The 19,808-nt window shown below is 73.1% G+C and carries 20 protein-coding genes; 1 reads left to right on the top strand and 19 read right to left on the bottom strand.

Features of this window, described 5'->3' with window-relative positions; genetic code table 11:
- From mihF to pyrR, 9 genes are all read right to left on the bottom strand, one after another.
- Complete coding sequence (gene mihF / locus ACGFIG_RS22250) at positions 1-318, bottom strand: integration host factor, actinobacterial type (RefSeq protein ID WP_007458370.1); 318 nt, start codon at positions 316-318, stop codon at positions 1-3.
- 174 nt (positions 319-492) lie between these two features.
- The gene (gene pyrF / locus ACGFIG_RS22255) at positions 493-1,332 is read right to left on the bottom strand and encodes an orotidine-5'-phosphate decarboxylase (RefSeq protein ID WP_393005720.1); all 840 of its coding nucleotides are present in this window, start codon (positions 1,330-1,332) and stop codon (positions 493-495) included.
- Between the two features lie 108 nt (positions 1,333-1,440).
- The gene (locus ACGFIG_RS22260; protein ID WP_393005722.1) at positions 1,441-2,715 is read right to left on the bottom strand and encodes an adenosylmethionine--8-amino-7-oxononanoate transaminase; all 1,275 of its coding nucleotides are present in this window, start codon (positions 2,713-2,715) and stop codon (positions 1,441-1,443) included.
- A complete protein-coding gene (locus ACGFIG_RS22265) occupies positions 2,712-3,731 on the bottom strand; it encodes a quinone-dependent dihydroorotate dehydrogenase (protein WP_393005724.1) in 1,020 nt (339 codons plus the stop codon). The genes ACGFIG_RS22260 and ACGFIG_RS22265 overlap by 4 nt, the downstream gene beginning before the upstream one ends.
- A gap of 121 nt (positions 3,732-3,852) precedes the next feature.
- Positions 3,853-7,251, bottom strand: a complete 3,399-nt coding sequence (carB, locus tag ACGFIG_RS22270; RefSeq protein ID WP_393005726.1) for a carbamoyl-phosphate synthase large subunit — start codon at positions 7,249-7,251, stop codon at positions 3,853-3,855.
- Entirely contained in the window at positions 7,244-8,407 is a 1,164-nt protein-coding gene (carA, locus tag ACGFIG_RS22275; RefSeq protein ID WP_393005728.1) for a glutamine-hydrolyzing carbamoyl-phosphate synthase small subunit, read from the bottom strand. The genes carB and carA overlap by 8 nt, the downstream gene beginning before the upstream one ends.
- A gap of 178 nt (positions 8,408-8,585) precedes the next feature.
- Positions 8,586-9,863, bottom strand: a complete 1,278-nt coding sequence (locus ACGFIG_RS22280; protein WP_393005730.1) for a dihydroorotase — start codon at positions 9,861-9,863, stop codon at positions 8,586-8,588.
- Positions 9,860-10,786, bottom strand: a complete 927-nt coding sequence (locus ACGFIG_RS22285) for an aspartate carbamoyltransferase catalytic subunit (RefSeq protein ID WP_393005732.1) — start codon at positions 10,784-10,786, stop codon at positions 9,860-9,862. The genes ACGFIG_RS22280 and ACGFIG_RS22285 overlap by 4 nt, the downstream gene beginning before the upstream one ends.
- Positions 10,783-11,370, bottom strand: a complete 588-nt coding sequence (pyrR, locus tag ACGFIG_RS22290; RefSeq protein ID WP_393005734.1) for a bifunctional pyr operon transcriptional regulator/uracil phosphoribosyltransferase PyrR — start codon at positions 11,368-11,370, stop codon at positions 10,783-10,785. Before pyrR ends, ACGFIG_RS22285 begins: the two co-directional genes overlap by 4 nt.
- A gap of 284 nt (positions 11,371-11,654) precedes the next feature.
- Here pyrR and ACGFIG_RS22295 point away from each other — a divergent pair, with 284 nt between their 5' ends.
- Complete coding sequence (locus ACGFIG_RS22295) at positions 11,655-12,143, top strand: transcriptional regulator (protein WP_007075816.1); 489 nt, start codon at positions 11,655-11,657, stop codon at positions 12,141-12,143.
- Positions 12,144-12,279: 136 nt separating this feature from the next.
- On the opposite strand, the gene nusB is transcribed toward ACGFIG_RS22295, so the two are convergent.
- The 10 genes from nusB to ACGFIG_RS22345 all read right to left on the bottom strand — a co-directional run bounded on the left by nusB (position 12,280) and on the right by ACGFIG_RS22345 (position 19,690).
- Positions 12,280-12,690, bottom strand: a complete 411-nt coding sequence (nusB, locus tag ACGFIG_RS22300; RefSeq protein ID WP_357095297.1) for a transcription antitermination factor NusB — start codon at positions 12,688-12,690, stop codon at positions 12,280-12,282.
- Between the two features lie 23 nt (positions 12,691-12,713).
- Positions 12,714-13,271, bottom strand: a complete 558-nt coding sequence (gene efp, locus ACGFIG_RS22305) for an elongation factor P (RefSeq protein WP_091424312.1) — start codon at positions 13,269-13,271, stop codon at positions 12,714-12,716.
- A 177-nt stretch (positions 13,272-13,448) separates the two neighbouring features.
- The gene (gene aroQ / locus ACGFIG_RS22310) at positions 13,449-13,880 is read right to left on the bottom strand and encodes a type II 3-dehydroquinate dehydratase (protein WP_393005736.1); all 432 of its coding nucleotides are present in this window, start codon (positions 13,878-13,880) and stop codon (positions 13,449-13,451) included.
- Positions 13,877-14,953: a 3-dehydroquinate synthase gene (gene aroB / locus ACGFIG_RS22315; RefSeq protein ID WP_393005738.1), complete on the bottom strand. Its 1,077-nt coding sequence runs from the start codon at positions 14,951-14,953 to the stop codon at positions 13,877-13,879. The genes aroQ and aroB overlap by 4 nt, the downstream gene beginning before the upstream one ends.
- A 73-nt stretch (positions 14,954-15,026) precedes the next feature.
- Positions 15,027-15,530 (bottom strand): shikimate kinase, encoded by a 504-nt coding sequence (locus ACGFIG_RS22320; RefSeq protein ID WP_393005740.1) that lies wholly within the window; start codon positions 15,528-15,530, stop codon positions 15,027-15,029.
- Between the two features lie 37 nt (positions 15,531-15,567).
- Positions 15,568-16,746 carry a chorismate synthase gene (gene aroC / locus ACGFIG_RS22325; protein WP_393005742.1) on the bottom strand — a complete coding sequence of 393 codons (1,179 nt, stop codon included), beginning with the start codon at positions 16,744-16,746 and terminating at the stop codon, positions 15,568-15,570.
- 144 nt (positions 16,747-16,890) lie between these two features.
- A complete protein-coding gene (locus ACGFIG_RS22330; RefSeq protein ID WP_393005744.1) occupies positions 16,891-17,547 on the bottom strand; it encodes a class I SAM-dependent methyltransferase in 657 nt (218 codons plus the stop codon).
- Positions 17,548-17,604: 57 nt separating this feature from the next.
- Positions 17,605-18,525, bottom strand: coding sequence for a glycosyltransferase family 2 protein (locus ACGFIG_RS22335; protein ID WP_393005746.1), 921 nt, complete (start codon positions 18,523-18,525; stop codon positions 17,605-17,607).
- A complete protein-coding gene (locus ACGFIG_RS22340; protein ID WP_393006300.1) occupies positions 18,522-19,133 on the bottom strand; it encodes a glycosyltransferase in 612 nt (203 codons plus the stop codon). The genes ACGFIG_RS22335 and ACGFIG_RS22340 overlap by 4 nt, the downstream gene beginning before the upstream one ends.
- A 74-nt stretch (positions 19,134-19,207) precedes the next feature.
- Positions 19,208-19,690, bottom strand: coding sequence for a UDP-N-acetylglucosamine--LPS N-acetylglucosamine transferase (locus ACGFIG_RS22345; RefSeq protein WP_393005748.1), 483 nt, complete (start codon positions 19,688-19,690; stop codon positions 19,208-19,210).
- Positions 19,691-19,808: the final 118 nt, after the last annotated feature.

Consider the following 19,808-nt stretch of genomic DNA (forward strand, 5'->3'; position numbering starts at 1 on the left):
TCAGTTGGCGGCGAACTCTCCAAGCAGTGCCTTGCGCTGCTGCTCGCCGAGGCCACGCAGGCGACGGCTGTCGGCGATCTTGAGCTTCTCCATGATCTGGGTGGCCCGGATCTTGCCGATACCCGGCATCGCCTGCAGCACGGCGGAGACCTTGAGCTTGCCGACGACGTCGTCGGACTCGGCACGCTCGAGGACGGCTCCGAGGGTGGTCTTGCCCTGCTTGAGCTGCTCCTTCAGCTCAGCACGGGCCTTGCGGATCTCCGCGGCCTTCTCCAGCGCGGCAGCGCGCTGTTCGGGGGTCAGTGACGGGAGCGGCACCAGTTCTCCTCAGGTCCCTATCGCGACGGGCGGGACGCACCGCCGCATCTGTGAAACGTGGTGTCGCTGTGAACCAAGGGGTCCGTGGTTCCCAGCGCGGGGAAAACTAGCGTTAGACGGCGCATTCGGCAACGTGGGCGCGCGATGATCTTCACAAAGTGACCGAGCTGTCAGTCAGTCACCAGCGACGAGGGCGGCCCGGCAGTCGGTCAGCGCACGGTCGGCGGCGGCCCGCAGCGCGTCCGGATCCGGGCCCGCGCCCAGCACCTCACGGGAGTACGAGGGCAGCACCGCCGGCAGCGCGGAGCCGAAGACGACCCGCAGATCCGCCGCGGTGGCGCCCTGCGCCCCGAGCCCCGGGGCGAGCAGCGGACCGTTCACCGCCGAAAGATCGTGACCTGTGTCACCGATGGTCGCGCCGACCACGAGACCGACGCTGCCGAGCGGCTCCGCACCCGCGTTGAGCTGGGAAATCTCGTCGATCACGGTCTGCGCCACGGTCCGGCCGTCGGCGGTGCGGGCACGCTGGACGGCGGCACCCTCGGGGTTGGAGGTCAGCGCCAGCACGAAGACCCCGCCGCCGTGCTCGGCGGCCAGCTCGAACATCGGGGCGAGCGCGCCGACACCGAGGTACGGGCTCGCGGTCACCGCATCCACATGGACCGGGCTGGATGGATCGAGGTACGCCGAGGCGTACGCGGCGACGGTCGAACCGATGTCACCGCGCTTGACGTCCAGCAGAACGAGCGAGCCGGCCTCCCGCAACTGTCGGATAGTTGACTCAAGAATTTGCATACCTTTGGAGCCGAACCGCTCGAAGAAGGCCGACTGCGGCTTCACCACCGCGACCCGGTCACCGAGGGCTTCCGTGACCGTACGGGCGAAGCGGTCGAGCCCCCGGACGTCGTCGTCGAGCCCCCAGCGGGCCAGCAGCCCCGGGTGCGGATCGATGCCGACGCAGAGCGGTCCCCGCTCGCTCACGGCCCGGTGCAGGCGGGCGCCGAAGCTCTCCATCCGGTTCTCTCCCTCTCCTCGGTGCCCGGGGCGTCCGCCGCCGGGCCAAGCTCCTGCCGCGGGCGGCGCGCGCCGCCCGCGTACGACCGCCGGAGCGGGACCGGCGGATCAGCCGGCCCGCACCGCGGCGGCGACCCCGGCGGCGATCCGGGCCAGGTCGGCGTCGTCGGTGACGTACGGCGGCATGGTGTAGACCAGGTCGCGGAACGGCCGCAGCCAGACCCCCTCGGCCACGGCGGCGGCGGTGGCGGCGGGCAGGTCCACCTCGTGGTCGAGCTGCACCACGCCGATCGCGCCGAGCACCCGCACGTCGGCCACCCCCGGCGCCTGGCGCAACGGCTCCAGGCCGGCCCGCAGGCCCGCCTGCACCCTCGCCACCCGCGCCGCCCAGTCCCCCGCCCGCAGCAGCCCGAGGGAGGCGTTGGCGACCGCACAGGCCAACGGGTTGCCCATGAACGTCGGCCCGTGCGCCAGCACGCCCCCGGCGGAGATGCCCCGGGCCACCTGAGCCGTGCAGAGCGTGGCGGCCAGCGTCAGGTACCCGCCGGTGAGCGCCTTGCCCACGCACATCACGTCGGGCGCCACCCCGGCGTGCTCGGCGGCGAACATGGCGCCCGTCCGGCCGAAGCCGGTGGCGATCTCGTCGAAGATCAGCAACACCCCGTGCGCCCGGGTCACCTCGCGCAGCACCCGCAGGTAGTGCGGGTGGTGGAAGCGCATCCCCCCGGCGCCCTGCACCACGGGCTCCACGATCACCGCGGCCAGCTCGTGGGCGTGCCGCTCGACCGCCTCCACCAGGGCCGCCTCGTAGGCCGGGTCGGGCGGGGTGTCGAAGCCGCCGGGCGGCACGGGGGCGAAGACCTGCCGGGGCAGCACGTCGCCCCAGAGGTGGTGCATGCCGCCCTCGGGGTCGCAGACGCTCATCGGGTGGAACGTGTCGCCGTGGTAGCCGCCCCGCCAGGTACCCAGCCGGCGACGCTCCGGCCGGCCCGTGGCCCGCTGGTACTGGAGGCACATCTTGATGGCGACCTCGACGCCGACCGAGCCGGAGTCGGCCAGGAAGACGTGCTCCAGCCCGTCCGGCGCCAGCTCCACCAGGGTGGTCGCCAGGCGCACCGCCGGCTCGTGCGTGAGGCCGCCGAACATCACGTGGCTCATCCGGCCGAGCTGGTCGGTCACCGCCGCGTCGAGCACCGGGTGCCGGTAGCCGTGGATCGCGGCCCACCACGACGACATCCCGTCGACCAGCTCCCGGCCGTCGGCCAACCGCAGCCGTACGCCCTCGGCGCCCCGCACCACGTAGGGCGCGCTGGCCGGCGGCAGGGGCGCGTACGGGTGCCAGACGTGCGCCCGGTCCGCAGCCAGGATCTCCTCGGGTGTCACCCGCCGCCCCCGGTGGCGCGCACGGCGGCACGCACCAGGGCCGGGCCCCGGTAGATGAAGCCGGTGTAGAGCTGCACCAGGGCGGCGCCCGCGTCGAACATCCGGGCGGCGGCGTCGGGGTCGACGATGCCGCCGACGCCGATGATCGGTAGCCGTCCGCCGGTCTCCCGGTGCACGAAGGCGACCACCTCGCGGGCCCGGTCGGCGAGCGGGCGCCCCGACAGCCCGCCGGTCTCCGCGCCGCGCGCCCGGTCGGCCGGGGCGAGACCGTCGCGCGCCAGGGTGGTGTTGGTGGCGATCACCCCCGCCGCGCCCCGGGCGACGCAGACCTCCAGCAGCTCGGCGATCGCCGCGTCGGTGAGGTCCGGGGCGATCTTCACCAGCACCGGCTTCTCCCCCACCAGCGCGGCCAGCAGGGCGTCCAGGTGCGCCCGGTCCTGCAGGGCGCGCAGGCCGGGGGTGTTCGGCGAGGAGACGTTGACCGCGAAGTAGTCGCCGTGACCGCGCAGCGCCCGGTAGGAGGCGAGGTAGTCCGCCACCGCGTCCTCCAGCGGGGTCACCTTGGACTTGCCGAGCGAGATGCCCAGCGGCACCCCGAGCGGGCGCGGCAGCGCCGCCAGCCGGGCCGCCAGGGCCTCGGCGCCGGCGTTGTTGAACCCCATCCGGTTCACCACGGCCTCGCTGTCGGGCAGCCGGAACAGCCGGGGGCGGGGATTGCCCGGCTGCGGATGCGCGGTGACCGTGCCGACCTCGACGAAACCGAACCCCAGCGCCGGCCAGGCCGGCAGCGCCGCGCCGTCCTTGTCCATCCCGGCGGCGAGCCCCACCGGATTGGGGAACTCGACGCCGAACACCGTGCGCGGCGCCCGGACGGCGTACCGGGCCCGCAGCACGGCCAGCGCCGCCGGCCGGCGGGACAACTCCGCCAGCCGACGCAGCGTCCACTCGTGCGCCGCCTCGGCGTCCCCGCCCCCGACCCGGAAGAGCACCGGTCGAACGGCCCGCTCGAACATCACGACCGACCACCCCCGTTGATCATGAAGTTGTCGCCACGACACGCCGTGCCGGCCGACGACAACCTCATGATCAACGCGTACGGGCGAGGGTGGGGGCCGGGGCGGTGGGGGCTCCGGGGGGTCATTCGGCGGCTCGGAGGGCGGCGTGCAGCTCCTGGAGCGGGCGGACCTGCATGTCGCCCCGGATCCGCGCCTCGATGCCCATCACCGCCGCCGCCGCGCCCGGCACCGTGGTGATGCACGGGATGTCCGCCGTGACGGCGGCGCTGCGGATCTCGTAGCCGTCCGAGCGGGCGCTCGCGCCCGAGCCCTGCGGAGTGTTGATCACCAGCGCCACGTCGCCGCCGAGGATCAGCGACACCGCGTCCTCGCCCCCGCCGGACTCGTAGTGCTTGCGGATCTGCTCGCAGGCGATGCCGTGCCGGCGCAGCACCTCCGCCGTGCCGGTGGTGGCGACGATCTCGAAGCCGAGGTCTGCCAGGCGCTTGATCGGGAAGATCATGCCGCGCTTGTCCCGGTTGGCGACCGAGACGAAGATCTTCCCGGCCGTCGGCAGCGAGCCGTACGCGGCCGACTGCGACTTGGCGAAGGCGTGCCCGAAGGCGGTGTCGATGCCCATCACCTCGCCCGTGGACTTCATCTCCGGACCGAGCAGCGAGTCCACGCCCTTGCCGGTGGGGGTGCGGAACCGCTTGAACGGCAGCACCGCCTCCTTGACCGCGATCGGGGCGCCGGCCGGCAGCGAACCGCCGTCCCCGGTCGCCGGGAGCAGCCCCTCGGCGCGCAGCTCGGCGATGGTGGCGCCCAGCGCGATCCGGGCCGCCGCCTTCGCCAGCGGCACCGCCGTGGCCTTGGAGACGAAGGGCACCGTCCGGGACGCGCGCGGGTTCGCCTCCAGCACGTAGAGCATGTCGTCCTTGAGCGCGTACTGCACGTTGAGCAGGCCGCGCACGCCGATGCCCCGGGCGATCGCCTCGGTGTAGCGGCGCACCTGGGCCACGTGCGAGCCCGCCAGGGTGATCGGCGGCAGCGCGCAGGACGAGTCGCCGGAGTGGATACCGGCCTCCTCGATGTGCTCCATCACGCCGCCGAGGTAGACCTCACCGTCGGCGTCGCAGAGCGCGTCCACGTCGATCTCGATGGCGTCGTCGAGGAAGCGGTCGACCAGCACGGGGTGGTCCGGGGAGATCTCGGTGGCCCGCCCGATGTAGTCGTGCAGCGTGGCGTCGTCGTAGACGATCTCCATGCCCCGCCCGCCCAGCACGTACGACGGCCGGACCAGCACCGGGTAGCCGATCTCGTCGGCGATCGCCTTCGCCTCGTCGTACGAGGTCGCCATGCCGTGCGCCGGGGCGCGCAGCCCGGCCCGGTCCAGTACCGCCCCGAACGCGCCCCGTTCCTCGGCCAGGTGGATCGACTCCGGGGAGGTGCCGACGATCGGCACGCCCGCGTCCTTCAGCCGCTGCGCCAGGCCCAGCGGCGTCTGCCCGCCGAGCTGCACGATCACCCCGACCACGCCCGGCCCGCCGGCCGCCCGGCCGGAGGAGTCCTCGGCGTGCCAGACCTCCAGCACGTCCTCGAAGGTGAGCGGCTCGAAGTAGAGCCGGTCGGCGGTGTCGTAGTCGGTGGAGACGGTCTCCGGGTTGCAGTTGACCATCACGGTCTCGAACCCGGTGCCCGCGGCACCGGCCCCGGACGCGGACGCGGCGGCTGCGGCGGTCGGCGCGCCGCGCAGCGCCTGGACCGCGTGGACACAGGAGTAGTCGAACTCGATGCCCTGGCCGATCCGGTTCGGCCCGGAACCCAGGATCATCACCTTCGGCCGGGCCGACGCCGCGACCTCGGTCTCCTGGTCGTACGTCGAGTAGTGGTAGGGCGTGGTCGCCTCGAACTCGGCGGCACAGGTGTCCACCGTCTTGTAGACCGGCCGGACGTCGAGGCGGTGCCGCAGCGTCCGGATGCCGTCCTCGGCGGCCAGCTCCGGGCGCAGCGCGGCCAGCTGCCGGTCCGACAGACCCGCCCGCTTGGCCCGGCGCAGCAGCTCGGCATCGAGCACCGGGGCGTCCACGATCTCGGCGCGCAGCTCGACCAGGGCGGCGATCTGGTCCAGGAACCAGGGGTCGATCCCGCCGGACGCGGCGGAGACCTCGGCGATCGACGCGCCGAGGCGCAGCGCCCGCTCGACGGTGTAGAGCCGGCCGTCGTGCGGCATCCGCAGCGCGGCGAGGGTGCTCTCCTTCGTCACGCCGACCGGATCCGGCACGGTCCAGAATCCGGCGGCCTTCGTCTCCAGCGAGCGCATCGCCTTGTTCAGCGCCTCGCTGAAGTTACGGCCCAGGCTCATCGCCTCGCCCACGGACTTCATCGTGGTCGTCAGCTCCGGGTCGGCGCCCGGGAACTTCTCGAACGCGAACCGGGGGATCTTCACCACCACGTAGTCCAGGGTCGGCTCGAACGCCGCCGGGGTCTTCAGCGTGATGTCGTTGGGGATCTCGTCGAGGGTGTAGCCGATGGCCAGCTTCGCGGCGATCTTCGCGATCGGGAAGCCGGTGGCCTTGGACGCCAGCGCCGACGACCGCGACACCCGGGGGTTCATCTCGATGACCACGATCCGGCCGTCGGCCGGGTTGACGGCGAACTGGATGTTGCAGCCGCCGGTGTCCACGCCGACCTCGCGCAGCACCGCGATGCCCAGGTCGCGCAGCCGCTGGTACTCGCGGTCGGTGAGCGTCATGGCCGGGGCGACGGTGACGCTGTCACCGGTGTGCACGCCCATCGGGTCGACGTTCTCGATCGAGCAGACCACCACGACGTTGTCGTTGCGGTCGCGCATCAGCTCGAGCTCGTACTCCTTCCAGCCGAGCACGCTCTCCTCGATGAGCACCTCGTGCACGGGGCTGGCAGCCAGCCCGTCGCCGGCGATGCGGGCCAGGTCCTCCGGGGTGTGCGCCATGCCGGAGCCGAGGCCGCCCATGGTGAACGACGGCCGGATCACCACCGGCAGACCCAGCTCGCCGACGGTCGCCTCGACCTCCGCCATCGAGTGGCAGACCCGGGAGCGGGGCACCAGGCCCGCCGGGTCGTCGATCCCCAGACGTACGCCGGCCTTCGCGACGATGTCCTTGAACAGCTGCCGGTCCTCGCCGCGGTTGATCGCCTCGATGTTGGCGCCGATCAGCTCCACGCCGTACTTCTCCAGCACGCCCGCCTCGTGCAGGGCGACGGCGGTGTTCAGCGCCGTCTGCCCGCCGAGGGTGGGCAGGATCGCGTCGGGGCGCTCCTTGGCGATCACCAGCTCGACGAACTCCGGGGTGATCGGCTCGACGTACGTGGCGTCGGCGAACTCGGGGTCCGTCATGATCGTCGCCGGGTTCGAGTTGACCAGGCTGACCCGGATCCCCTCGCTGCGCAGCACCCGGCAGGCCTGGGTGCCCGAGTAGTCGAACTCGCAGGCCTGCCCGATCACGATCGGCCCGGAGCCGATCACCAGGATGTGCTTGAGATCGGTCCGCTTAGGCATGTGTGCGCCCCTCGCTCTGCATCCGGCCCTCGATGAGTTCGGCGAAACGGTCGAAGAGGTAGTCCGCGTCGTGCGGGCCGGCCGCCGCCTCCGGGTGGTACTGGACGGTGAAGGCGGGCACGTCCTTGGCCCGCAGCCCCTCGACCACGTTGTCATTGAGGCAGACGTGTGACACCTGGACGCCACCGAACTCGGTCTCGATCACCTGGTCGGGGACGACCGCCCCCGCCACGGCGCCCGGCACCCGCACCGCGAAGCCGTGGTTGTGGCTGGTCACCTCGACCTTGCCGGTGACCCGGTCGAGCACCGGCTGGTTGATCCCCCGGTGGCCGTAGCCGAGCTTGTACGTGCCGAAGCCCAACGCCCGGCCGAGGATCTGGCTGCCGAAGCAGATGCCGAACAGCGGGATCCGGCGGCTGAGCACCTCCCGGGCCAGGGCGACCGGCGCGTCCGCGGTGGCCGGGTCGCCCGGGCCGGGCGAGAAGAAGACCGCGTCCGCGCCGGTGGCGAGCAGTTCCTCGATGGTCGAGCCGGCCGGCAGCACGTGGGTGGTGACCCCGCGGGCGGCGAGCCGGCGCGGCACGTTGCGCTTGATGCCCAGATCCAGCGCGGCGACCGTGAACCGGTGCTCGCCCTCGGCCGCCACCACGTACGGCTCGGTGGTGCTGACCTCGGCGGACAGGTCCGCGCCGACCATCTCCGGCGCCTGCCGCACCCGGGCCAGCAGCGCCCGGGGGTCGGTCTCGACGCTGGAGATGCCGACCCGCATCGCGCCGCGCTCGCGCAGGTGCCGGGTCAGCGCCCGGGTGTCCACGCCGCTGATGCCGACCACGCCCTCGGCGGCCAGCCGGTCCTCCAGCCCGCCGGTGGCGCGCCAGTTCGACCCGATCCGGGCCGGGTCGCGCACCACGTAGCCGGCGACCCAGATGCGGCCCGACTCGTCGTCCTCGCCGTTGACGCCGGTGTTGCCGATGTGCGGGGCGGTCTGCACCACCACCTGACGGTGGTAGGAGGGGTCGGTCAGCGTCTCCTGGTAGCCGGTCATGCCGGTGTTGAAGACCGCCTCGCCGAAGGTCTCCCCGACGCTGCCGTACGCCTCGCCGTGGAACGTGCGCCCATCCTCGAGGACGAGGATCGCGGGCCTCCGCTTGGTCATGTTGCGTTCCCTTCGATCCGGACTGCGGGACTCCGCTCCGCTACATTCCTCGCTCGGATCAGGGCTTCCCCTTCGATCCGGACTGCGGGACTCCGCTCCGCTGCATTCCTCGCTCGGATCAGGGCTTCCCCTTCGATCCGGACTGCGGGACTCCGCTCCGCTGCATTCCTCGCTCGGATCACCTGACTGCCTTTCCGTCCAGGACCGTCGGCTCGCCGCGCAGGAAGGTCGCCACGATGCGACCCGGCAGCGTCATCCGGGCGTACGGGGTATTGCGACTACGGCTGGCCAGCTCCGCCGGCTCGATGGTGCGGCGCGCGGCCGGATCCACCAGGGTCAGGTTCGCCGGCACGCCGGGCGCCGGGTCGAGGCCGTGCCCCTCCAGCCCGGCGATGCGGGCCGGGGCGCGCGACATCCGCTCGGCGATCAGGTCCCACTGCGGGCCGAGCACGTCGAGGACGATCGACAGCGCCGTCTCCAGGCCGAGCATGCCCGGCCGGGCGTACGCCCACTCGCACTCCTTGTCCTCCACGGCGTGCGGGGCGTGGTCGGTGGCGACGATGTCGATCACGCCGTCGGCCAGGGCCGCCCGCAGCGCGGCGATGTCGGTCGCGGTGCGCAGCGGCGGGTTGACCTTGTAGACCGGGTCGTACGTCTCGGCCCGGGAGTCGGTGAGCAGCAGGTGGTGCGGGGTGACCTCCGCGGTGACCCGGATGCCGCGCGCCTTGGCCTGGCGCAGCACCTCGACGCTGCCGGCCGTGGAGACGTGGCACACGTGCAGGCGGCTGCCCACGTGCTCGGTGAGGAGCACGTCCCGGGCGATGATCGCCTCCTCGGCGACCGCCGGCCAGCCGGTCAGGCCGAGGCGGGCCGAGACCTCGCCCTCGTGCATCTGCGCGCCCTCGGTGAGCCGGGGCTCCTCGGCGTGCTGGGCGATGATCCCGTCGAACGCCTTCACGTACTCCAGCGCCCGGCGCATCAGCCTCGGGTCCGCGACGCAGTGCCCGTCGTCGGAGAAGATCCGCACCCGCGCCGCCGAGTCGGCCATCGCGCCCAGCTCGGCGAGGTGCTCGCCGGCCAGACCGACGGTGACCGCGCCGATCGGCTGCACGTCCACCAGCCCGGCCTCCCGGCCGAGCCGCCAGACCTGCTCGACCACGCCGGCGGTGTCGGCCACCGGCGAGGTGTTGGCCATCGCGCAGACCGCGGTGTAGCCGCCGAGGGCCGCCGCCCGGGAGCCCGACTCGACGGTCTCGGCGTCCTCCCGGCCGGGCTCGCGCAGGTGGGTGTGCAGGTCGACCAGGCCCGGCAGGGCGACCAGCCCGGTGCCGTCGAGCACGGTCGCGTCCGGCGCGGTCAGCCCGGCGCCGACGGCCGCGACGACGCCGTCGCGGATCAACAGGTCGGTCGGCGCGGCGCCGACGACGCTGACGTTGGAGATCAGGTACGAGCTCACCGGTTGTTCCCCCCGAGCAGCAGGTAGAGGACGGCCATCCGCACGGAGACCCCGTTGGCGACCTGTTCGACGATGGTGGAGCGGGGCGAGTCGGCGACCTCGGGCGTGATCTCCATCCCCCGGTTCATCGGTCCGGGGTGCATGACGATCGCGTGCTCGGGCAGCCGGCGCATCCGCGGGCCGTCCAGGCCGTAGCGGCGGGCGTACTCGCGGGCGGACGGGAAGTAGGAGTCGTTCATCCGCTCCCGCTGCACCCGCAGCATCATCACCACGTCCGACTGCGGCAGCACCGCGTCCAGGTCGTAGGAGACGTCGGTGCCGGGCGCGAGCGCCTGCGCGATGTCGACCGGGATCAGCGTCGGCGGCCCGACCAGGGTCACCTTGGCGCCGAGCGTGGACAGCAGCAGGACGTTGGAGCGGGCCACCCGGCTGTGCAGGACGTCCCCGACCACCGCGACCGACAGGCCGGCCAGCCGTCCCAGCCGGGAACGCATCGTGTACGCGTCGAGCAGCGCCTGGGTGGGGTGCTCGTGGGTGCCGTCGCCGGCGTTGACCACCGAGCCGTCGACCCAGTCGGCGAGCCGGTGCGGGGCGCCCGAGGCGGGGTGCCGAACGACCACGGCGTCCGCGCCCATCGCCTGCAGGGTCAGCGCCGTGTCCTTCAGGCTCTCGCCCTTGGTCACGCTGGAGCCCTTGGCCGAGAAATTGATCACGTCGGCGCTGAGCCGCTTCGCCGCCGCCTCGAACGAGATCCGGGTCCGGGTGGAGTCCTCGTAGAAGAGGTTCACCACGGTGCGCCCGCGCAGCGCGGGCAGCTTCTTGACCTCCCGGCCGGCGACGGTGGCCATCTCGGCGGCCGTGTCCAGGATCTCGGTGGCGGTGGCGGCGTCCAGGTCGGCGCCCGAGAGCAGGTGCCGGATCATGAGTTGGTCACACCCCCGTACAACTTGACCTCGTCTGTGCCGTCTGTCTCCGCGAGGGTGACCTTCACGCTCTCCGTGAGGGCGGTCGGGATGTTCTTGCCGACGTAGTCGGCGCGGATCGGCAGCTCGCGGTGGCCGCGGTCGACCAGGACGGCGAGCTGGACGGACGCCGGCCGCCCGACGTCGTTGAGCGCGTCGAGCGCGGCCCGCACCGTACGGCCGGAGAAGAGCACGTCGTCGACGAGGATGACGCGCCTGCCGTCGATGCCGCCGGGCGGCACCTGGGTCGGCCCGACCGCGCGGGTGGCGTGCCGGCGCAGGTCGTCGCGGTAGAGGGTGATGTCGAGCACGCCGACCGGGATGGTCACGTCCTCGAAGGTGCTGATCCGGGCGGCGAGCCGCTTCGCGAGCGGGGCGCCCCGGGTGGGGATGCCGAGCAGCACCGTGTTCTCGGCGCCCTGGGTCTTCTCCAGGATCTGGTGGGCGATGCGGTCGACCACGCGCTGGACGTCGGCGCTGGCGAGGATCACCTTCACCGAGGGTTGCCGGGACGGCGACGATCGGGCAGCCGGTGGGTAGGCCACGGCGGACCTCCTTCCCCGCCTCACGGGACGGGTCGTTAAAGGACGTCGGATGCCGGCACCGGGACGCGAGCGGCCCGGACCGGGGCTTCACGCCACGTTACCAGTGGTCACCGCGTTGACCCTCGCCGGCCACTGACCCCCTGGTCAGCCCGGCGAAAAACGGACAACTCCCCCAGTGATCCCAACGGTAAGGTCACGACCACTTGACCAGTTGTGCCAATCCCCGTACCGTCACGCTCCGTAGCGATCGCTGGGAGAACCCCGAGCAGCACTGGGAGTGTTTAATGCCCTCTGAATACGCCAAGTCTCTGGGCGCCCGCCTGCGCTCCATCCGCCAGCAGCAGGGCTTGTCCCTGCAGGGTGTGGAGGAGAAGTCGAACGGGCGGTGGAAGGCGGTGGTGGTCGGCTCCTACGAGCGCGGCGACCGCGCCGTCACGGTGTCGCGCCTGGCGGAGCTGGCAGACTTCTACCGCGTTCCCGTCTCGGAGCTCCTGCCCGACGGCAGCGGTGTCCGCCACGAGCCCACCAGCAAGATCGTCCTCGATCTCGAGCGGCTCTACGACGACGCCTCGGAGGACCTGGCCTACGTCGCCCGCTACGCGCGTGCCATCCAGCAGCAGCGCGGCGACTACAACGGCCGCGTGCTGTCCATCCGCGCCGACGACCTGCGCGCGCTCGCGATCGTCTACGACGCCTCGCCGTCCGGCCTGATCGAGCGGCTCACCGAGCACGGTGTGCTGGTCGCGGACCCGCGGGCGTTCTTCGCCAGCTGACCCGCGCCGCGCGAAACGGGGCCCGTGCCGTCCGGCACGGGCCCCGTTTCGTCGTTCGTGTCGCGTCCCCGCCACGGCTTCCGCCGGGTGTGACGCACGCCGGGTGTGACGTGCGCCGGGTGTGACGTGCGCCGCGTCAGCGCGTGGCGTACTCGGCGATGCGGCCGAGGATGCCGTTGAGGAAGCGCGGCGAGTCGTCGGTCGACATCTGCCGGGCCAGTTCGACGGCCTCGCTGATGGCCACCGCGTCGTCGATCTCGTCGACGTAGAGCAGCTCGTAGACCGCGATCCGGGCGAGGTTGCGGTCGACCGTCGGCATCCGGTCCAGCGTCCACCCCTCGGCGTAGCTGGCGATCACCTCGTCGATCCGGTCGAGGTGGGCGGCGACGCCCTCGACGAGGCTCACCGCGTATCCCAGGTGCTCGGGTCGGGGCTTCTCGATCCGCTCGATGTAGCCGGCGAGCACGTCGACCGGCGGACGGTCCCGCAGGTCGGCCTCGAAGAGCACGTCCAGCGCCCGCTTGCGCGCCTTGCGGCGCGCCGGCATCTGCTGCTTGGGCCCCTCGGCCATCAGGCGCGGCCGAGGTAACGGCCGTCGCGGGTGTCGACCTTGATCTTCTCGCCGGTGGTGATGAAGAGCGGCACCTGCACGGTCGCGCCGGTCTCGACGGTGGCCGGCTTGTTGCCGCCGGTCGACCGGTCGCCCTGCAGACCCGGCTCCGTGTAGGTGATCTCCAGCACGACGCTGGTCGGCAGCTCGATGTAGAGCGGGACGCTCTCGTGGGTCGCCACGGTCGCCTCGGCCTCGGGCAGCAGGTAGTTCGCCGCCTCGCCGACCGTGGCGCCCGGCACGGTGATCTGGTCGAACGTCTCCAGATCCATGAAGACGTAGTCCTCGCCGTCGGCGTAGAGGTATTGCATGGTGCGCTTGTCCACGGTCGCGGTCTCGACCTTGGTGCCCGCGTTGAAGGTCTTGTCGACCACCTTGCCGGACAGCACGTTCTTCAGCGTGGTACGCACGAACGCACCACCCTTACCGGGCTTGACGTGCTGGAACTCCACGACGGCCCAGAGCTCGCCGTCGAGGTTGAGTACCAGGCCGTTCTTCAGGTCGTTGGTGGTGGCCATTTCCTGCCTTGATCATCAATTGGCGGACAGACCTGGCAAGTCTACAAGTTGGGTCGAGCGCCGCTGTCCGCCGCCGCCCGCGCACCGCGTGCTGCCCCGTGCGCCGGCAGGCGGGACGGCACGTCAGCCGCCGCGAACGGGGGCGGGACGTCAGCCGCTGTACGCGGGGACGGGGTGTCAGCCGGTGCGGGCGGCCAGGTGGTGCAGGGCCAGGCGGTAGCCGTCGACGCCGAGGCCGCAGATCACCCCGGTCGCCACCGCCGACACCACGGAGTGGTGCCGGAACTCCTCGCGGGCGTGGATGTTGGAGATGTGCACCTCGACCAGGGGCCCGCGCAGCATGGCGCAGGCGTCCCGGACCGCGTACGAGTAGTGCGACCAGGCGGCGGGGTTGAGCACCACGGCGGCGCCCTCGTCGGCGGCGGCGTGCAGCCAGCCCAGCAGCTCGTGCTCGGCGTCGGTCTGCCGGACCGTCACGTCCAGGCCGAGTTCCCGCCCGGTCGCCTCGCAGAGCGCCACCAGGTCCGCGTAGCTGGTGGCGCCGTAGACGTCCGGCTGGCGGCTGCCGAGGCGGCCGAGGTTCGGGCCGTTGAGCACGTACACCCTCACGCGGCCACCTGCCGGTACGCCGCCGCCAGCAGTTCCTCGTCCGGGCCCTCCAGGATCGCGGGCCGGGCCAGCCCGTCCAGCACCACGAAACGCAGCTGGCTGCCCCGGGCCTTCTTGTCCACCCGCATCGTGGCCAGCAGCCCCGGCCAGGCCTCGGCCGGATAGCTGGTGGGCAGGCCGAGCGCCGCCATGGCCGTGCGGTGCCGCTCGGCGGTGGGGGCGTCCAGCCGGCCGGCCAGCCGGGCCAGCTCGCCGGCGTACACGATGCCGACCGAGACCGCGTGGCCATGCCGCCAGCGGTAGTCCTCGGCCTTCTCGATCGCGTGGGCCAGGGTGTGGCCGTAGTTGAGCACCTCGCGCACGCCCGACTCCCGCAGGTCGCCCGAGACCACGTCGGACTTCACCCGGATCGCCCGTTCGATCAGCTCCCGGGTCACCGGCCCCGCCGGATCGGTGGCCGCGTCCCGGTCCCGTTCCACCAGGTCGAGGATCACCGGGTCGGCGATGAAGCCGCACTTGACGACCTCGGCCAGGCCGGCGGCGAGGTCGGCCCGGGGCAGGCTGTCCAGCGTCGCCAGGTCGGCGAGGACGCCGACCGGCGGGTGGAACGCCCCGACCAGGTTCTTGCCGGCGGCGGTGTTGATCCCGGTCTTGCCGCCCACCGCCGCGTCGACCATGCCCAGCAGCGAGGTCGCCACCGGCACCCAGCGCACGCCGCGCAGCCAGCAGGCCGCGACGAAGCCGGCCAGGTCGGTCACCGCGCCGCCGCCGACGCCCACCACCGCGTCGGTACGGGTGAAACCGGCCTCGCCCAGCCGGTCCCAGCAGGTCGCCGCGACGTCGATGCGCTTGCCCGCCTCGGCGTCCGGCACCTCGATCAGCAGCGGCGCGACGCCGGCGGCGCCCAGCCTGTCGCCGATCGCCCGGGCCAGGTGCCTGAGCGGATGCGCGTGCAGCACCGCCACCCGGGTCGCGTCCGGCAACAGCCCGGGCAGCGCGTCGAGCAGGTCGCGTCCCACCAGCACGTCGTACGGGCGCTCGCCGCCGACCGGGATCCGGGTCACCTCGTCCATCGCCGGCAGCCTAGTCCAGCCGCCCGGCGCGGGGCGGGAACTGTCCACTTCGTGGCCGGGGCGAGGCGGCGACTCAGCGCCCGAGGAGCGCGGCGATCTCGGCGGCGATCTCCGCCGGGGCCCGCCCGTCGGTCACGACCGTGTCGGTGGCCACCTCGGCGTAGAGCGGGCGACGCTGGTCCAGCAGGTACTTCAGCGTCGCCCGGGGGTTGATCGCCAGCAGCGGCCGGCCCACGCCGAGCCCGACCCGCTTCACCGCGTCGGACAGCTCGACCGAGAGGTACATCACCCGGTGCCCGATCAGGGCGGCGCGGTTCTCCTCGGCGAGGACCGCGCCGCCGCCGAGGGCCAGCACGCCCCCGCACGAGGCCAGCCCCGCCGCCACCGCCGCCCGTTCGAGGGTACGGAAGTGGTCCTCGCCGTCGTCGATGAAGATCTCGGGGATCGGCTTGCCGGCCAGCCGCACGATGTCGAGGTCGGTGTCGCGGAACTCCACGCCGAGCAGCTCCGCCAGGGCCAGCCCGACGGTGGTCTTGCCCGAGCCGGGCGCCCCGACCAGCACGCAGACCGGCGCCATCAGCGGCACCGCCGGGCCGGCGTACGCCGCGGCGCGCTCACCGGATCACCAGCGCGTCGAGGTAGCCGGCGAGGTTGCGGCGGATCTCGGCGACCGAGTCGCCGCCGAACTTCTCGGTCGTGGCCTCGGCGAGCACCAGCGCCACCATCGCCTCGGCGACGACGGCGGCGGCGGGCACGGCGCAGACGTCCGAGCGCTGGTTGATCGCGGTGGCCGGCTCGCCGGTGGTGACGTCCACCGTCGCCAGGGCCCGGTTCAGCGACGAGATCGGCTTCATCGCGGCCTTCACCCGCAGCGGCTCACCGGTGGTGATGCCGCCCTCCAGCCCGCCGGCGCGGTCGGTGACCCGGCGTACGCCGGTGGCGCTGGGGATGATCTCGTCGTGCGCCTCGGAGCCCCGCGAGCGCGCCTGCTGCCAACCGTCGCCGATCTCCACGCCCTTGATCGCCTGGATCGACATCAGGGCCGTGGCGAGCCGGGCGTCGAGCTTGCGGTCCCACTGCACGTGGCTGCCGAGGCCCGGCGGCACCCCGTACGCCAGCACCTCGACCACGCCACCCAGGGTGTCGGCGGCCTTCTTCGCGGCGTCGACCTCGGCGACCATCCGGGCACTGGCCTCGGGGTCGAGGCAGCGCAGCGGGTCGGCGTCGATGCGCTCGGCGTCGGCGGGCGTCGGGCGCAGCCCCGGCTTGGCCGCGACCGGGCCCAGCTCCACCACGTGGGAGACGATCTCGATGCCGAGGGCCTGCCGGAGCAGTGCCTTGGCGACCGTGCCGACGGCGACCCGGGCGGCGGTCTCCCGCGCGCTGGCCCGTTCCAGGATCGGCCGGGCGTCGGTATGGCCGTACTTCTGCATGCCGGCAAGGTCGGCGTGGCCGGGACGGGGGCGGGTGAGCGGCGCGTTGCGGGCCTGGCTGGCCAGCTCCTCCTCGTCGACCGGATCGGCGGCCATGACGGTGCGCCACTTGGGCCACTCGGAGTTGCCGACGCGGATCGCGACCGGGCTGCCGAGGGTCACCCCGTGCCGGAGCCCGCCGATGATCTCGACCTCGTCCTGCTCGAACGACATCCGCGCGCCCCGGCCGTAGCCGAGCCGGCGCCGGGCCAACTCGCCGGCGATCTCCCCGGTGGTCACCTCGATGCCGGCGGGTACGCCCTCCAGCATCGCCACGAGGGCGGGACCGTGCGATTCTCCTGCAGTCAACCAGCGCAACACAGCGGTCAGTCTGTCACGCCCGGTGGCCGGCGGCGTGCGGTGCCCGCCGCGTCCCGCCCTACGGACACGGCAGGCGAACCCCGCCGCCACCCCGGCGCTCGCCCCTCGGCGACAAGCCGGCCCTGATCGACCCGGTCGGCCCGATCAGGGGTTGCGGATCGCGATGACCGACTTGGTCAGGCCCAGCAGGCGCTCGTTGCGGATGACGGCGTCCGGGAACAGGTACCGCAGCTCGGCGCGGCCGATGAGCTCGGTCGTCAGGACCTGCCGCATGGCCGCCTCGTAGGACTTGCCCGGGGTGTAGGCGAGCGGCCACTTGCGGGCCACCGCCACCCGCGCCGCGACCGGCAGGAACTGCATTCCCGGCGCCACCCAGTGCGGCTCGATCGGGAAGTACCGGTACGGCGTCTGCACCCAGTACGCGCGCCCCAGCTCGCGGACCGCCTCCGCCATCCGCTGGCGACGCTCGTGGCCGCCCACGTGCTCCAGCACGCTGTTGCTGAAGACCAGGTCGTAGCGGCGGCTGAGGATGCTCTTCGGCAGCTCGCAGGCGTCGGCGTGATCGGCCTCGGCCCAGTCCGGCAGCTCCGTGGGCAGCGGCTCCAGGTTGACCACGTGCACGTGCGCCGGCCGGACGGGGACCCGGGCCCAGCTCTCCACCCGTCCGCCCAGGTCGAGAACGCTCATCTCCGCCAGGTCCGGGAACGTCTCCGACAGCCAGGCCGCCCGCCGCGCCCGCCGTTTGGCGCCGAGCGAGGTCGGCGAGTCGACGAGGCGGAACCTGAGGGAGTGCAGCGCCATGGAGGGGATCCTTCGATCGTTGATGGTGTGGTCGTCGGGTGGATGGTGCCGACGTGCTCAGATGCCCCGGCCGCGCTTGTGCAGGGTGCGCAGCACCGCGTCGGCGCGGACCACCCGCCCGGCCACGGCGAGGGCCAGGTATGCCCGTGGCTCCCTCGGGTTGCGCCGGATGGTGTGCCGGGCCCAGCGCATCGCGCCCCGCCGGTCGCCGGAGGCGGCACGGGCGAAGGCGATCTGCCCGGTGACCCGCGCCTCGCCGGCCGGCTGGGTGCCGAACTCGGGGTAACGCTCCAGCAGCCACTGCAACGCCTCGGAGATGGTGTCCCAGCGCTGCGCGAAGTAGGACCGCTTGTGCCAGCGCACCAGCACGTACGGCGTGCGGAGGTTGACCAACGGCGCGCTGCGGGCGGCCCGGAGCAGGAACTCGTAGTCCTCCGCGTAGCTGCCCGGGATCTCCTCGTCGACCAGCCCGAAGCCGTCGCGCAGCGCGGCGGCGCGGATCAGGAACGTCGACGGGTGCAGCTCCGTCATCCGGTCGCGCAGCAGGTCGGCCAGGGTGACCGAGTCCTTCGGCAGCACCCGCTCGACGGTGTGCCCGTCGTAGTTGACCCGGATGCCGCAGCTGACGAACTCCGCGTCGGGATGGGCGGCGAGCGCCTCGACCTGGGCCCGCAGCTTGCCGGGCAGCCACTCGTCGTCGTCGTCGCAGAACGCGACGAGTTCGCCGGTGGCGGCCAGGACACCGCTGTTGCGGGCGCCGGCCAGGCCGGGGGCCCGCTCGTTGCGGACGACCCGGACCAGCCGGTCCGGGCGGGACAGCTCGGCCAGCGAGGCGTCCGGTTCGGACTGGTCGTAGACCACCACCACCTCGATCGGGCCGGGGTGGTCCTGGTCGAGGATGGCGCGCACGGCGGCCCGGAGCAGCTCCGGGCGGTCCCGGGTGGGCACCACCGCGCTCACGCTCGGGTGTTCGGTCATCGCCGCTCTCCGTTCCGGCCCGGCCGTGCCCACGGCCGCCACCTCGTCCGCTGCCGTCCGGTGGACGCGGCCACCAGGTCCTCCACGATCCGTCCCACCTGCTCGATCGCCGCGCGACGGGCCTCGGACGCGTCGGGGTCGGCCGCGACGGCGAACCGGGACGGGTCGGCGAGGCCGGCGGCGAGCGCCTCGAACAGCGCCTCCCGGGTCTCGGCCAGCGCCACCATGCCGGCGGCGCCCAGGCGACGGGCGAACAACTGCTGGTGATCGTCGACGTGCTCGCCCCGGGTCGGGTCGCGGGGGACGACGATCGGCAGGTGACCGTGCCGGCGGGCCTCCAGGATGGTGGCCGGGCCGCCGTGGCAGACGACGAGGTCCGCCTCGGCCATCGCGGTCTGTAGCTCGTCGTGGCCGAGGAAGGGCGCCGCGCCGGGCAGCCCGGGGGCCCGGGTGTGGCCGTGCTGGACGGTCAGCCCGACGTCCGCGGCGACGGCGGGGTACCACTCCTCCAGCCAGCCGACCAGGCGGTCGAACGGGTGCTTGTCGGTGCCCACGGCGACCAGCAGCCGGGCCTGGGCGAGGTCGCCGGAGTCGCGCGGGCGGGGCACGCGGCTGGCGGGGGTCGGCCGGGGCCGGCCCGGGGCGACCCGGTGGGCGGGGGCGGGGGCGGTGCTCTCGGCGCTCACAGCAGGGTCCCCACGACGGTCGCCTCCGGGTACTGCCGGCGCTGCTCGTCCCACTGCACGAGCATCGCGGAGAGGAACGGCCGGCAGAGCCGGGCGGTCAGGGTCGGGGTGTCGATGCGGTCGTACACCTCGATGTAGATGGTCGGTACGCGCCGCAGCCGGGCCAGCACCACGAACGGGACGGCCACCCCGGCGCCGGTGGTCACCACGGCGGCGACCCGGCGCGAGCGCAGCACCCGCCAGGCGAGTACGGCGTTGCGCAGCAGGTTCGGCACGTTGCGGGTGGTCGGATGGTGCGCCGGGACCAGGTCCTCGCCGGCGAGCAGCGAGATCGCCTCGGGTGTGTCGAAGGTGACCCAGCACCGCCGCCAGCGCTCGTACCACGGGCGCAGGGCGAGCAGCTGGGCCAGGTGGCCACCGCTGGAGCCCACCAGGAGCAGGACTCCGGGCTCGCCGGCATCCTCGGTTGTCGTTTCCACGCGACTCCCCACAAGTTCGCTTGGACGTTCACTGGTCGCCAGGCGACAGCAGATCACACGCCCACCGGCTGGTGAAATAGGGCGACCGGGCGACATGTCGATCTCCGCGGACGACGGG

This window comes from Micromonospora sp. NPDC049048 (assembly GCF_043197615.1).
Taxonomy (GTDB): Bacteria; Actinomycetota; Actinomycetes; order Mycobacteriales; family Micromonosporaceae; genus Micromonospora.

Bases quoted from the DNA above. Each gene is read 5' to 3' on its own strand.
- efp (WP_091424312.1), bottom strand. From the start codon at position 13,271: ATGGCCACCACCAACGACCTGAAGAACGGCCTGGTACTCAACCTCGAC.
- ACGFIG_RS22285 (WP_393005732.1), bottom strand. From the start codon at position 10,786: ATGATCCGGCACCTGCTCTCGGGCGCCGACCTGGACGCCGCCACCGCC.
- ACGFIG_RS22330 (WP_393005744.1), bottom strand. From the start codon at position 17,547: ATGGCGCTGCACTCCCTCAGGTTCCGCCTCGTCGACTCGCCGACCTCG.
- ACGFIG_RS22295 (WP_007075816.1), top strand. From the start codon at position 11,655: ATGCCCTCTGAATACGCCAAGTCTCTGGGCGCCCGCCTGCGCTCCATC.
- aroB (WP_393005738.1), bottom strand. From the start codon at position 14,953: ATGGACGAGGTGACCCGGATCCCGGTCGGCGGCGAGCGCCCGTACGAC.
- pyrF (WP_393005720.1), bottom strand. From the start codon at position 1,332: ATGGAGAGCTTCGGCGCCCGCCTGCACCGGGCCGTGAGCGAGCGGGGA.
- ACGFIG_RS22320 (WP_393005740.1), bottom strand. From the start codon at position 15,530: ATGGCGCCGGTCTGCGTGCTGGTCGGGGCGCCCGGCTCGGGCAAGACC.
- carB (WP_393005726.1), bottom strand. From the start codon at position 7,251: ATGCCTAAGCGGACCGATCTCAAGCACATCCTGGTGATCGGCTCCGGG.
- nusB (WP_357095297.1), bottom strand. From the start codon at position 12,690: ATGCCGGCGCGCCGCAAGGCGCGCAAGCGGGCGCTGGACGTGCTCTTC.
- carA (WP_393005728.1), bottom strand. From the start codon at position 8,407: ATGACCAAGCGGAGGCCCGCGATCCTCGTCCTCGAGGATGGGCGCACG.
- ACGFIG_RS22335 (WP_393005746.1), bottom strand. From the start codon at position 18,525: ATGACCGAACACCCGAGCGTGAGCGCGGTGGTGCCCACCCGGGACCGC.